This window comes from Stenotrophomonas sp. CFBP 13725 (genome assembly GCF_014841935.1).
Lineage (GTDB): Bacteria > Pseudomonadota > Gammaproteobacteria > Xanthomonadales > Xanthomonadaceae > Stenotrophomonas.
This window is the reverse complement of the sequence record NZ_JACYUV010000012.1, coordinates 59,210-73,090: the sequence shown is the minus strand read 5'-3', so window position 1 is coordinate 73,090 and position 13,881 is coordinate 59,210. Positions and strand designations below refer to the sequence as shown.

Genomic DNA, 13,881 nt, shown 5'->3' with positions numbered 1-13,881 from the left:
ACGGAGGGGATTAAGTCGTAATCGGCTCGCTACGCAGCGGTCGATTACGACTTAATCCCCTCCGTCCCCTTTTTTTACAGCAGGGTGCCGTGGAGGATCGTGGCGGCAATGCTGAAGTAGATGACCAGTCCGGTGACGTCGACCAGGGTGGCGACGAACGGGGCCGAGGCGCTGGCCGGGTCGAAGCCCAGCCGCTTTAGGGCGAACGGCAGCATCGAGCCGGACAATGAGCCGAAGGTGACGATGCCGACCAGTGCTGCCGCGACGGTGAAGCCGAGCAGCAGCCAGTGTTCGCCGTAATCGTGCAGTCCGCCCAGCTGCCACACCGTGATGCGGGTCATCGCCAGCGTGCCCAGGATGACACCCAGCACGATGCCCGTGGGCAGTTCACGCAGGGCCACTTTCCACCAGTCGCGCAGGCGCAGTTCGCGCAGTGCCAGGCTGCGGATCAGCAGCGAGGTCGCCTGCGAACCGGAATTGCCGCCGGAGCTCATGATCAGCGGGATGAACAGCGTCAGCACCACCGCACGGGCGAGCTCGTGTTCGTAGTGCTGCATCGCGCTGGCGGTCAGCATCTCGCCGAGGAACAACACGCTCAGCCAGCCGCCGCGCTTGCGCAGCATCTCCAGGAAACCGATCTGCATGTACGGCTTTTCCAACGCCTCCATGCCGCCGAACTTATGCGCGTCCTCGGTGGACTCTTCGATCAGCGCATCCAGGATGTCGTCCACGGTGACGATGCCCAGCACGCGCTGCCCTGCATCCACCACCGGGATCGCCAACAGATCGTGGCGCCGGATCAGCTGCGCAACTTCTTCCTGGTCCATCTGCACGTCCACGGTGACCGGTGCGTTGACCTGCGCCACGTCGAGGATGGCGTCCTCCGCCCGGCCGGTGATCAAGCGGCGCATCGTCACCACCTGCTGCAGGCGCTGGCTGGTCGGGTCGAGCACATAGATCGCGTACACGGTCTCGCGCGTGCGCTCCACATCACGGATGTGCTGCAGGGTCTGCCCGACCGTCCACGTGGCAGGCACGCTGACGAATTCGGTCGTCATCAGTGCACCGGCGGTATGCGGTGGATAGCTCAACAGCTGCTGGATCACCTGCCGTGCGTCGGCACTGATCAGGGGCACCAGCCGGGCGCGCTCTTCTTCATCCAGCTGATGGACGATATCGGTGGCGCGGTCATCGGCCATCAACCCAAGCAGCGCGGCGGCGCGGGCCGGCGGCAATGCAGCCACGAGGTCGCCGGCGCGCTGTAGCTCCGGCGCTTCCAGTAGCTTCACCGCGCGCGGCAACGGAAGCGCGCCCAGCAGTTCCACTGCGCGGGACAGCAACAAGGTGTTGAGGTATTCGACCGCATCGGCCGTGTTGAAACCGGCCAGGGGTGCGGCAAGGGTGGCGGCGTCGGCAGCGGGACGCAGCATCTGCTTCTGGTTCATCGTGGTTCGCCTTCGTGGTTGCAAGCGCAACGCCAACGCAGGCGAACCGTCCCTGTCAGGCGGTCGCCGTCGCTGGCGTCGAACGAGGTCGACTTCTACTGTCGCTGGACATGGGGGTTGGACTCCGGAAGGGTGTGCCGACGGGCATGCCGTGGCGGGGGGCAGGATGGACCTGTCGGCAGGGTGGGTCAACCCCATCGCGGCACCGGGTAGGGTCGCACTCAGTTTCCGCGCTGCGCCGTGGGCAACACGCGGCGCATAATGACCGCCGAGGGTCCGGTGCTTCGCATCCGGCCCGTTCCCCCGCATCCCAGACGTTCCTCCCCATGCATAGCGGTGTGCTTGAACTCGCGTTGGTCCTGCTGCTTGCGGCGGTGATTGCCGTCCCCGTGTTCCGCCGCCTCGGCTTCGGGGCAGTGCTGGGCTACCTGGCCGCTGGCGTGGTGCTGGGGCCCGATGGCCTGGGCTTCGTGCAGGATGCAGACCGCATCCTCGGCGCGGCTGAGATCGGCGTGGTGATGCTGCTGTTCGTCATCGGCCTGGAACTATCGCCGTCGCGACTGAAGGTGATGCGACGTTCGGTGTTCGGCGCCGGCGCGCTGCAGGTCGCCAGTTGCGGACTCGTGCTGGGCGGCCTGCTGATGCTTGATCATTTCCAATGGAAGAGCGCGTTGGTCGTGGGCATCGCCCTGGCCCTGTCATCCACGGCGGTGGGCCTGCAGTTGTTGTCCGAGCACAAGGCGCTGAACAGCAACCATGGCCGACTGGCCTTCGCGATCCTGCTGTTCCAGGACCTCATCGCCATCCCGCTGTTGGCCGCGATTCCGCTGCTGGGCGGCGCGCGCAACCAGACCCTGCACTGGCAGGATGCCGCCATCGCGATCGGTGCGCTGGCGGTGGTCATCCTGTGCGGACGCCCGCTGCTGCGCCGCGTGTTCGGCGTGGTCGCACGCAGCCGCAGCCCGGAGGTATTCACCGCCACGGCGTTGCTGGTGGTGCTGGGCACGGCGTGGTTCATGCAGGAAGCGGGGCTGAGTGCCAGCCTTGGCGCGTTCCTGGCCGGGGTGCTGCTGTCTGATTCGGAGTTCCGGCACGAGCTGGAAGCGCAGATCGAACCCTTCAAGGGGTTGTTCCTCGGCCTGTTCTTCATTGCCGTCGGCATGGGCATCGATCTGGACCGCATCATCGCCGAGCCGGGCATGATCGCCGCCGGCGTGGGCATCCTGCTGGTGGTCAAGTTCGGCATGCTTTACGCCATCGGCCGCTTGGCCAAGCTGCCGTCGCGACAGGCGCTGCTGCTGGGCAGCGTGCTGTGGCTGGGCGGTGAGTTCGCCTTCGTCGTGTTCAACGAGGCACAGCGCGCGCAGCTGCTGGGCAGTGCCAACCATGATCGGCTGGTCGCCATCGTCGGTCTGTCGATGGCGCTGACACCGCTGCTGATGATCGTGCTCTTGCGGCTGCTGGGGCGCGAAGCCAGCACGACCACCCAGGCCCCGCCGGCTGACGACGTCGCACCGGATAATCGGCCGAAGGTGCTGATTGCCGGCATGGGACGCTTCGGCCAGGTGGTGGCGCGGCTGCTGACGGCGCAGAAGGTGCCTTTCGTCGCACTGGAAGCCAACCCGGATACCGTGGCCGACCTGAGGCGATTCGGTAACCAGCTTTACTACGGTGATCCGACCCGCCCGGAGATGCTGCGCGCAGCCGGCGGCGCCGAGATCGCGGTGTTCGTGGTGACGATGGATGATCCGGAAACCAACCTGCGCGCGACGCGGTTGATCCGCAGGCTGTATCCGGACGCGCGCGTGCTGGCGCGTGCGCGTAACCGCCAGCATGCGTGGCGCTTGATGGACATGGCCGCCGAACCGTTCCGCGAAGTCTTCGGGACCAGCCTGGAGCTCAGCGAACGGGTACTGATCGCGCTGGGCATCCCGGGCGACACGGCGAAGCGGCACGTGCAGCGTTTCCGCGAGCACGACGAGAAGCTGCTGCGTGACCAGTACCTGGTGTACGACGATGAGACCGCCGTGATCCAGACCTCGCGTGACGCCCGTGCCGATCTGATGCATCTGTTCGAGGCCGACGCAGGCCACGATGGGGACCGGTCGCGCGAGGACCAGTGACGATAGGGGCTCGTCACTGGTCAGCGGCGCAGCGCTTCATTCGCGCAGGAAACGCGCCATCGATGACACGCCCGGGACCCGGGGTGCGAACTCACCTGCCACGTCGATGAAACCGCGCATCACCGCGATCTCGCGCGGGCTGCGGTTGAGCGTGTCGCGTGCCTCGGGGTCCGCTCCTGCACGCAACAGGCGCTGGACCAGCAACGGCAGCCCATGCAATGCGGCCAGGTGCAGCGGCCCGAACCCGCGTGGATCGCGGACGTCCAGCGATACGTCTTCATCCAGCAGGCGTTCGACGCCGGCCAGCACCACCTGCTCGTCGCAGGCCGTGCCCGGTTCGGCACGCGCGCCCAGCAGCAACAGCAGCGGGGTTACGTCACCTGCAGCGGACTGATCCGGTTCGGCCCCTGCCAGCAGCAGGGTGTCGAGCAGCGCCAGCAGGCGCGAACGATCACGCGCGGAGAATCCGTACAGCGCAGCGCAATGCAGCGGCGCCAGCTGCTGTGCATCGCACGCGTGGACGTCGGCACCGGCGCTGAGCAGACGCGCCACGATGTCGGGCAGGCCCAGTGCCGAGGCCAGCATCAGCACCGTGACGCCGCCCGGCAGCCGGTGTTCCAGCTGCGCACCGGCGTCCAGCAGGGCCGACACGATGTCCATCTGGCGCATGCTGACCGCCGCTGACAACGGCGTGGCACCGCTGGCCGAGGCATGTTGCGGATCCGCCTTGCGGGCCAGCAGCAGGTCCACCACGGCCAGGTGCCCGCCGCCTGCGGCACGCAGCAGGGCGGTACAGCCCTGCGCATCGACGCTGTCGACGGCGAAACCCAGGTCGATCAGGCGACGCACGGCATCGACATCGCCGGTGGTGGCCGCCGCGGCCACGTCCGACTCGCGCAAGGTGCGGCGCGGCAGGGTCCATACCCGCCAGTCCAGCCAATCGGCCAGATCGCGGCGGCCACTGGACAGCGCCACGCCCAGCGGCGTCTGGCCGTCGGCGGCACGGGCTTCCGGCGATGCGCCATGGCGGACGAGTGTCTTCAATGCGGCTTCGCGACCCAGTGCGGTCGCCAGATGCAGGGCCGTCATGCCATGGCTGTCGCGTGCTTCGCGGTCCACGCCCAGGCTCAACAGGCCCGTCTGCAGGCGCAGCCAGCCCAAGCGCACGGCCAGCGACAGCGGCGGATCGCCTGCCGGGGACGCCGCGAACGGATCCGCGCCCCGCTCCAGCAGCTCCAGCGCCAGTTGTTCAAGTCCGCGACTGGCGTGGTCATGCTGTGCACACGCCGCCAGGAACCGTGCCAGACCGCCGGCGCCGGCGGGCGAAACGCCCTGCTCCAGCATGGCCTGCAAGGCAGGCACAGCGTCCACGCCACGCGCGAGCAACGCGAACATCGGCGTGTCGGTGCAGGCATCGAGCGCGTCATGTGAGGCGCCGTGCTGCAGCAGCCAGCTGACCGCGCGTGGATCCAGTGCCAGTTCCGGATCGTGCAGCAGCGCGCCCAGTTCGTCAGGGCGACACAGCCGGACCAGCGCGTCCAGGCCGTCCAGATTGCCAAAGCCCAAGGACTCGCGCAGCAGTTCCAACGGCGGCCGGTCAGGCAGCAGCGACGCCCCGCCTTCGCTGCCTTCGGCGGCCGCGAGGCCGTCGCTGACCGCGGCGGGCAGCGGATACGCGGGGTCGAGCATGCTGACGATGGCCCAACGGCCCGCTTCGGCAGCGCTGTCCACCGCGCGTCGTGCCACGGGATCTGCCAGGTCGGCGACCAGACCCAGGTCCAGCAGGCGACGGACCAGCTGCGGCGGGACGTCCGTCGCCATCGCGGCCAGCATCAGCGCGTTGCGGCCGTCGCCATCCACCGCCGCCAGGTCGGGCTTGTGCGGCAACAGGTGTTCCAGCACGGCGGCACGACCGCCTGCGGCAGCCTCCAGCAGCGGGGTGCGGCCCAGGGCATCACGCGCTTCCAGGTTGGCTCCGGCCGCCAACAGCGCATCGATGATGGCCGAGTGGCCTGCCAGCGCCGCTTCATGCAGCGCGCTGCGGCGCTGGGCGTCACGCGCATCGGCGCGCGCCTTGTGCTTGAGCAGCAGCTGGACGCCCGCGGGATCATCATCGTCGGTCGCCGCAGCGGCCAGCAGCACCGGAATGCCTTCCACGGGCTCGGCCCGCGCGCCGCGTTCCAGCAGGAAACGCGCCAGCCGCCAGTTGCCGACCTGACAGGCCACGGCCAACGGTGACCAGCCTTCATTGTTCAGGGCGTCGATTTCGGCGGCGGCGTCACGCAGCAGCGCGGCCACCCCGGGATCCGAACTGCGCGCGGCATGGTGCAGGGGCGTATTGCCATCGGCGTCGGTGGCGCGCGAATCCGCGCCATTGGCGAGCAATGTCATCACCGCTTCGGGACGACCGTGCCAGCTGTCACGGGTCGCCGCCAGCAGCGGCGTCATTCCCTTGTGCGGTGCATTGACGTCGACGCCACGGGCGATCAGTTCGCGCAGCAGCCGCAGGTCTGGCAGCACCGCGGCCAGCACCGGAAGATTACGTTGGTCGCGCCATTGCGGGTCCGGCGCAGCACGCGGGTCCGCGCCGGCCTGCAGCAGCTGCAGCGCGCGCTCGATGCGGCCATGTCGCGCCGCTTCGTAGAGGGCCGGGCCCAAGGCATCGGCCTGCATGGGCTCCAGCGCCGTGGGCACGGCGTCGACCCTGGGCTCGTTTGCTTCCCACGCGGTACGCAGCGCATCCGTGTGGGTCGCCGGGGCCACGCGCCCCGCGCCGGCCGGTGCGATCCGTTGCAGCATCAGGTGCAGCAGCGGCGACAGCAGCACGATGGCAGCAACGGCAGGCCAGCGCAGCGCCGCCGGCAGCAGCGCCGGCCACGCTGGCAACACGACAAGCGCACTGATCGCCAGTACCAGGGCCGCAACGGCCAGTCCGCGCCACGCGCCAAGGTCGCGGCCGGACAGGCCTGCCCCATGCCGCTGCAGGCCACCGGCCAGACGCTCCACGTCGCTCCACAACGGCCAGGTACGCCAGACCGCAAGCAACGCGACCCCCAGCAGCACCGCCAGTCCCAGCGCGGCGGCCAGGCTGCCGCTTTCACGCAGCGCAGCCAGGGGCCAGGCCATCAGCAGCGCCAGCACCGCAGGGCCGGCCAACCACAGCGCCAACAGCGCGGGAACCTCTTCGCGCAGCACCTGCGGCACGGCGCGCGGTACGCGGCTGCGACGGGCCCATGACACACCCAGCGCATACACCGGCTGCGCCAGCGCCGCCAGCACCGCGCCGGGGATACCCCCGATGGCGGCACCCAGCGACAGCAGCGCGCCCAGCCCCAGGGCGCCGTATACCTCGCGCGGCCTGCGGTCAGTCATTGTGGCGCGGCATCATGCTGGTGATGCTGGGCGGCACCTGCAGGTAGAACCCGCGACTGGCCAGCTCGGCACGCACCAGCGCCGCGTCGGCGCGGGCAAGGCGGCGATCTTCGGTCAGCGCGACTTCCATCACCAGATCGAGTTTTCCCAGCGAGGCAGCCAGCGGTGCAGGCAGCACAGCGAAGCCATCACGCTCGGCGAGATAGACGTAGGTGTCGTCTTTACGGTGGCTTTTGTAGACGTAGGCTTGCATGCTTTCAGGTTTTACCCTTTAAGACATGATTGTGTCGGAAACCCGTCACGGGCGGAAGGCGTCACAGCCCCGACAGCGCCACCGCGGCGAACTTTCGTGCACCGGGTTCATCATTGTCCGCAGGCCGTTCAGGCTGCCGAGGCGTCGAAACGCGCAAACACCAGCGACGTATTGATGCCGCCGAAGGCGAAGTTGTTGCTCATCACGTGGTCCACCTGCAACGTACGGCCGTCGCCGATGATGTGGTCCAGCGCCGCACAGCGGGGATCCGGGTCTTCCAGATTCAGGGTGGGGGCGAACCAGCCGCTGCGCATCATCTCGATGCTCACCCACGCCTCGAACGCGCCGCACGCGCCCAGCATGTGGCCGACGTAACTCTTCAGCGAACTGATCGGTACGGCGCTGCCGAATACCTCGGCGGTCGCCTGGCTTTCGGCGATGTCCCCGTGCTCGGTCGCCGTACCGTGCGCGTTGATATAGCCGATCCGTGCAGCGTCCAGCCCCGCATCCTCCAGCGCCAGGCGCATCGCCTGGGCCATGGTCGGGCTGCTGGGCTGGGTGACATGCTGGCCATCGCTGTTGCTGGCATAGCCGCGCACCTCGGCCAGGATCGTGGCACCGCGTTCAAGCGCGTGCTGCAGATCCTCCAGCACCAGGGTGCAGGCGCCTTCACCCAGCACCAGGCCATCGCGCCCGGCATCGAACGGACGCGGCGTGGTGGCTGGGGCCGCGTTGCGTACGCTGGTGGCGAACAGGGTGTCGAACACCGCCGCGGCGGTCGCATCAAGTTGTTCGGCACCGCCGGCCAGCATCACGGTCTGGCGCCCCGCGCGAATGGTTTCGTACGCTTCGCCCACCCCTTGGCTGCCGGATGTGCAGGCACTGGAAGTGGTATGGATGCGCCCGCTTAGACCGAAGAACACGCCGATGTTGACCGGCGCGGTGTGGCTCATCATCTTCAGGTAGGTGGTGGCGGTGATGCCCTCGGTGCTGAAGCTGCTGAGCATCCGGCCGAATTCGCCCACCGCTTCATGGCTGCCGGAAGACGAACCGTAGGACACCCCGGTGCGTCCACCCCGCAGCACCGGGTGGTCGATCAGTCCGGCCTGCTGCAGGGCCAGCTCGCTGGCACGCACTGCCATCAAGGCGACCCGTCCCATCGAACGGGTGGTCTTGCGGTTGTAGTGCGGTGGCAGCTCGAAAGGCGCGGCAGGCGCAGCCAGCCGGGTATTCAGCCCTTCATAGACATCCCACTCCGGCATCGCGCGTACGGCATTGCGCAGTGCGCGCAGCCGCGCGTGGATGGTCGCCCAGTCGTGGCCCAACGGACTGATGGCAGCCGCACCGGTCACCACGACGCGGCGCCCGTCACGTGCCATCAGGCAAGCCCGCCATTGACCGAGATCACCTGCCGGGTGATATAGGCAGCGTCAGGGGACAGCAGGAATGCGACGGTGGCAGCGACCTCGTCGGGCGTCCCGACACGACCGGCCGGGATGCCCTTCAAGGCGTGTTCCAGCACGCCGGCATCCAGCATGTCGGTGTCGATCAGGCCAGGGGCCACGCAGTTGACCGTGATGCGGCGGCTGGCCAGCTCGACCGCCAGCGCCTTGCTGGCGCCGATGATGCCGGCCTTGGCCGCGCTGTAATTGACCTGGCCGCGGTTGCCGATCAGGCCGGATACCGATGCCAGCGTCACGATGCGGCCGGGCTGGCGACGGCGCACCATCGGCATCACCAGCGGGTGCAGCACGTTGTAGAAGCCGTCCAGGTTGGTGTGCAGTACCTGGTCCCAGTCGTCTTCACTGAGCGCAGGGAACGCGCCATCGCGGGCGATGCCGGCATTGCAGACGACACCGTAGTAGGCGCCGTGCGCTTCGACATCGGCTTCCAGGGCGGCACGTGCTGCGGCGCGGTCGGCGATATCGAACGGGAGTACCCGCGCCTGCCGTCCCATCGCGGTTATCTCATCGGCCACGGCCTGCGCTTCGTCCACGCGGCTGCGGCAATGTACGGTCACGTCGAAGCCGTCGCGCGCGGCGCGCAGCGCGATTGCACGGCCGATGCCCCGGCTTGCGCCGGTCACCAGCACCGCCAGGTTGGCTGTCATGCGGTTCCACTCTCCAGATAGGCCTGCGCGTCAGCGGGCTCGAACACCGATACATTTGCTTCCACCCATGTCTCCCCGCCCGCGTCGATCCGGCAGGCGAACATGCCCAGGCCATTGTCACCCATCAGTTCGCGGCGCGCGTACACCTCCAGCCGGGTGCCGGCGGGAAACAGATCGCGCTGGCTGCTGTAGCGGCGGCTGCCGAGCAGGAACCCGATCTTCGGTTCGCCGCCATCACGGCGCGCACGGCAGCCGGCCCAGGCCGCGATGGCCTGCGCCATGTACTCGATGCCGATCCACGCCGGCACGCCGTCAGGCCCGGCGAATGCGCCCTCCGACGGCACCACCAGGGCGGCATGGATGCTGTCATCGTCCCAGTGCACCAGCTCGTCCAACAGCAGCAGGCTGGCCCGGTGCGGCACGACGTCCCGGATGGGATACACGGTCATGCCGCCGTACTCCGCTGCAGGGCAAGCACGGCGTTGCTGCCGCCGAAAGCAAACGAGCTGCTGAGCATCCGCTGCAGGGGGACCGGTGAACAGTCGCCCGGGGTGACCAGCCTGAGTGCCGGCAGGTCCGGATCGATATCGCCGTCATACCAGTGCGGCGGCAGGCGGTTATCGGGATTGTCGACCAGCGCGATCCAGCACAGGGCGGCTTCAATGGCACCGGAGGCACCCAGCGCGTGGCCGGTGAGTGGCTTGGTCGAGCTGGCCGGCACCGTGCTGCCCAGCACGCCGGCCACTGCCCGCGACTCCATCGCATCGTTGTGCCGCGTGGCGGTGCCATGCAGGTTGATGTAGTCCACCTCGTCCGGTGACCACCCTGCACGTTGCAATGCCTCGAGCAGCGCAGCCGTGGCGCCGGCGCCGCTGGGGTCAGGCGCGGACATGTGGTGGGCATCGGAGCTCTCCCCCCACCCGGCCAGCTGCACCGGGCCCGGCTCACGGCTGAGCAGGAACAACGCCGCCCCTTCGCCGATGTTGATGCCCGTGCGGTTGCGCGAGAACGGCAGGCAGCGCGTGGCCGAGATCGACTCCAATGCGCTGAAACCGGCGACGGTGAAGTGGCACAGCGAGTCGGCCCCACCGGCGATCACCGCATCGACGACCCCGGCGCGCAGCAGCCGCGCCGCCGAAGCCAACGCTTTCGCACTGGACGAACAGGCCGTGGACAAGGTCCATGCCGGGCCGCCGGCCCCGCTGCGATGGCGCACGAACGATGCCGCACTGCCCATCTCCTGCTGCCCGTAAGAGAAGCCGGCAGGCCATTGGCCATCAGACTGCAGCGCACGAAGCGCAGGTTCGGTCTCACCGATGCCGGATGTGCTGGTGCCGATGATCACGGCGACACGCTCGGCACCATGTTGGCTGATGGCCTGCTTCACCAGCGGTGCGATCTGCACCAGCGCCGCATCCAGCAGGGCATTGTTGCGACCACGAAGCGAGATCGGCAGCGCCGAGAGGTCTGGCAGCGCGTCCCGTACGCGCCCCAGCGCGAGGGTGCGCCCGCGCACCACGTCATCGCAGTCGGACAGCCCGCCAGGGGCCGCGGCAAACAGCCCCTTGGCCACGCTGTGGCGGTCTGCGCCCAGGGCGCACACCACGCCCAGCCCATTGAGATACACCGCGGCGGTCACGGCGGCGTCTCCTGCGCCGGTGCAGCCGCGCCATCCACCGAACGGATGGTCAATGAGTATCCTTCGCGCAGGTTGTCCAACTGCAGGCTGCCATCGGCATGGCGCTGCAGATGCAGTGCCTCCTGGCCGGCGTGCTGCAGGCGGCGATGTTCACCATCGTCGGTGACCGTCCACTCGGCCGGCAATACGGCGGCGATGGCGGCGGTGGGCCAGAGTGCGAACTGCAGATCATCCAGCACCCGTTCGGCACGCACCTGGCGTGGCAGCCACGGGGCGCGCTGTTCGTCCAGGTGCTGGCCATCCCAGCGCACGCGGAAGCCGGTCTGGCCCATCGCCTGCACCAGCAGTTGCACCTGCGCGTCGTCGGCCTCCAGCAACGCATCCAGATCACGCTCCACCCGGCCGAAGCGGAAGTGGAGTTGCTGCTGCAGTGCGAGGGTGCCCTGCAGGCTGGCCGGCGACAGCCGCAGCGGCGGCAGATCGCCACCGGTCCGCGTGGGCCGGCCGGCGCACGCGGCAAGCGCGGCGAGTACGGTCATCGCCGCCAACAGGCGCAGGGCGGGGCGAACGCAGCGTATCCAACGCATCAGGTGGACTCCTTTGTTTCATGCACACCGGCCGGCCGGAACAGCGGTGACAACAGCCAGACCAGGCCGATACCCAGCAGCAGGGTAAGGCCGAAGGCACGCAGCGCCGGCGTCGCGGACAGCCCGAGCAGTCCGAAGGACAGCCAGGTACTCGCCGCGCCCACGCAGACCGCCACCCACGCACTGGGGTCACCCCGATGCTCCAGCAGGAAGATGCCGTAATCGATGCCCATGCCCAGCAGCAGCATCAGGGCGAGCACATTGAACAGCTGCACGGGCTGGCCGAACAAGGACAGCAGGGCGACGGTAAGCGTCCCCGCCAACAACGTCGGCACCATCACCCGCCACGCATCGCGACGATAGCGCCACCACAGCGCGGCAAACACCAGTGCAGTGCCTGCCAGCAGCATGACGCTCATCAGACTGCGGTAGTGACCGAGCAAGCGCGAGAAATCATCGGTGCGATCAACCCAGCGCACGCCGTCCAGTCCCGCTCCGGCACCCTGCAGGTCGCGCAGCGCCTGCGGCTGCGACAGGTCATCCACCAGCACCACGCTGGCGACCCCGTCGCCCAGCCGGCCCAACCACAAGGGGCGGACCGGCAACGACGCCGGAGAGGCCACGAAGCCTTCGATGGTCATCGGCGCCGCAGTGAACGCCGGGCGCTCCAGCGTTTCGCCACTGACCTCCGCCACGGCCCGCAGCACGCCCGCCTCGATGCCACGCGTCAGTGCGGCATCGGCGTGCTGCTGCGCCGCTGAAGGCAACCAGTCGCTGATCGCGCGATGACTGCCGATGCGGCCGTCGTGCTCCAGCGCGCGCAGCCGCCGGGTCAGGGCCTCTTCGCGTTGCAGCAGCTGTTCGGCATCTCCCCCCTGCACCAGGAAGAACTGCGCGGGGCTGGGCATCCCCAGCAGCCGCGAGATACGGATCTGCTGCTCCATCAATGCCGGAGGCGAGGACTGCAGGCTGCGCAGGTCATCGTCCACCTTCAACCGGGTCATGCCCGCAGCGGACAGCACCACCAGACCGACCAGCACCAGCAGCAGGCGTCGCCCGGCAAGCCGTGGCCAGCGCTGCAGCGTGCCGCCAAGCCAGTGCGAAAAACCGGTCTGCCGCACTTGGCCACCGTCCAGCCACGGAAACCACAAGATCACCGTCACGAACGCCGCGGACAATCCGACCACCGAGAACAGTGCCATCTGCCGCAGCCCCGGGAACGGCGCCATGGCCAGCGCCAGGTAAGCCAGCGCACTCGTCAGCAAGGCCAGCCACAGGCCCGGCAGCAGGTGCCGCAGCAGGGTCCAACGGCTCTCACGTGGGGCCGCCTGGCGCGACGCGAACCAGTGGATGCCGTAGTCCTCGGCGACGCCCACCAGCGAGGCACCGAACACCAGCGTGAGCAGGTGCACCTTGCCGAACACCAGCACGGTCACGGCCAAGGCGACGCCACACCCCACCAGCAGCGACACCGCCACCAGCAGGATCGGTCGCAGCGAGCGGAACGCCAGCCAGACCAGCAACAGCACGGCCGCCAACGAGCCCCAGCCGATCGTATTGATCTCCCGGTTGGCCTGCACGGCGGCGGCTTCAGCATGCAACGGAACACCGGCATGCAGGATTTCCAGCCCGGGCGCCGCCCCACGTGCTGCCGTGCCCGCGCGCTCCAGCAGCGCGTCGATATGCGGCTCGCCATCCAGCTGGAAGGCGGAATCACGGGTATCGAAACGGAGCACCGCCCAGTGCTTGCCATCGGCCTGCACCAAGCCATCGTCGCCCAGGCGCAGGCCTGCCGCCTTGGCCTGCTGTTGCCACCATGCCGGCCACAGCGCCAAAGGGTCCTGCAGCCACGCCGTCAAACGCGGACCGCCCATCGGCCCGTACAGGGACGCAAGCGCCTGCCCTGCCAGATCGTCGGCGCCGGTCTGCTGCAGCTGATCGCGCTGGGCTGGCGTCAGCAGGCGATCCCGGTACGGGGCGTAGAACCCGCGTGCCTGGTCGAACCACCCGTCCATCCCACCGGCAGGCCGCAGCAGGCCGCTGTCCGCATCGTCGGCCATGGCCTGCGCGAATGCCTCCTGCGCACGCAGAGCGGCTGCGCTGTCATCGCTGCCCAGCAGCACCACCACGTCGCGCGAGTTCGCATCGGCGATGCGCCGGGTGGCATCGGACAGCAGGCGATCGTGGGCGTCCTGCGGGAGCATCGCCAGGATGTCGGTGTCGATCGGTGGCTGCTGGCGCCACTGCAGGGCCTGCTGCACACCCAGCGCCAGCAGCACCAGCAGCCACGCCAGGGCCAGCCAGCGCCAGGCGCGGTGTGGGCTGGCGGCCGCGGCCGCGCCAGGGCGCATG

Annotated in this window: 10 protein-coding genes; 1 reads left to right on the top strand and 9 read right to left on the bottom strand. The window is 68.8% G+C overall.

The features are described 5' to 3' along the window. Window positions 1-74 precede the first annotated feature (74 nt). Window positions 75-1,445, bottom strand: coding sequence for a magnesium transporter (gene mgtE / locus IFT65_RS16165; RefSeq protein ID WP_192082360.1), 1,371 nt, complete (start codon window positions 1,443-1,445; stop codon window positions 75-77). Between the two features lie 326 nt (window positions 1,446-1,771). Here mgtE and IFT65_RS16160 point away from each other — a divergent pair, with 326 nt between their 5' ends. Then, window positions 1,772-3,568 carry a monovalent cation:proton antiporter-2 (CPA2) family protein gene (locus IFT65_RS16160; protein ID WP_192082358.1) on the top strand — a complete coding sequence of 599 codons (1,797 nt, stop codon included), beginning with the start codon at window positions 1,772-1,774 and terminating at the stop codon, window positions 3,566-3,568. 36 nt (window positions 3,569-3,604) lie between these two features. Here IFT65_RS16160 and IFT65_RS16155 read toward each other — a convergent pair whose 3' ends face one another. The 8 genes from IFT65_RS16155 to IFT65_RS16120 all read right to left on the bottom strand — a co-directional run bounded on the left by IFT65_RS16155 (window position 3,605) and on the right by IFT65_RS16120 (window position 13,880). Continuing rightward, window positions 3,605-6,940, bottom strand: a complete 3,336-nt coding sequence (locus IFT65_RS16155) for an ankyrin repeat domain-containing protein (RefSeq protein ID WP_192082356.1) — start codon at window positions 6,938-6,940, stop codon at window positions 3,605-3,607. After that, a complete protein-coding gene (locus tag IFT65_RS16150) occupies window positions 6,933-7,193 on the bottom strand; it encodes a YcgL domain-containing protein (protein ID WP_188325398.1) in 261 nt (86 codons plus the stop codon). The genes IFT65_RS16155 and IFT65_RS16150 overlap by 8 nt, the downstream gene beginning before the upstream one ends. Before the next feature lie 128 nt (window positions 7,194-7,321). Next, window positions 7,322-8,572 (bottom strand): beta-ketoacyl-ACP synthase, encoded by a 1,251-nt coding sequence (locus tag IFT65_RS16145; RefSeq protein ID WP_192082354.1) that lies wholly within the window; start codon window positions 8,570-8,572, stop codon window positions 7,322-7,324. After that, on the bottom strand, window positions 8,572-9,303 hold the full coding sequence (locus IFT65_RS16140) for a 3-ketoacyl-ACP reductase FabG2 (protein WP_192082352.1): 732 nt from the start codon (window positions 9,301-9,303) through the stop codon (window positions 8,572-8,574). The genes IFT65_RS16145 and IFT65_RS16140 overlap by 1 nt, the downstream gene beginning before the upstream one ends. Then, window positions 9,300-9,752, bottom strand: coding sequence for a hotdog family protein (locus IFT65_RS16135; RefSeq protein ID WP_192082350.1), 453 nt, complete (start codon window positions 9,750-9,752; stop codon window positions 9,300-9,302). The genes IFT65_RS16140 and IFT65_RS16135 overlap by 4 nt, the downstream gene beginning before the upstream one ends. Then, entirely contained in the window at window positions 9,749-10,942 is a 1,194-nt protein-coding gene (locus tag IFT65_RS16130; protein ID WP_192082348.1) for a beta-ketoacyl-ACP synthase, read from the bottom strand. Before IFT65_RS16130 ends, IFT65_RS16135 begins: the two co-directional genes overlap by 4 nt. Beyond that, a complete protein-coding gene (locus IFT65_RS16125; protein ID WP_192082346.1) occupies window positions 10,939-11,529 on the bottom strand; it encodes a DUF3261 domain-containing protein in 591 nt (196 codons plus the stop codon). The genes IFT65_RS16130 and IFT65_RS16125 overlap by 4 nt, the downstream gene beginning before the upstream one ends. Next, on the bottom strand, window positions 11,529-13,880 hold the full coding sequence (locus IFT65_RS16120) for an MMPL family transporter (RefSeq protein WP_192082406.1): 2,352 nt from the start codon (window positions 13,878-13,880) through the stop codon (window positions 11,529-11,531). The genes IFT65_RS16125 and IFT65_RS16120 overlap by 1 nt, the downstream gene beginning before the upstream one ends. Between the last annotated feature and the right edge of the window lies 1 nt (window position 13,881).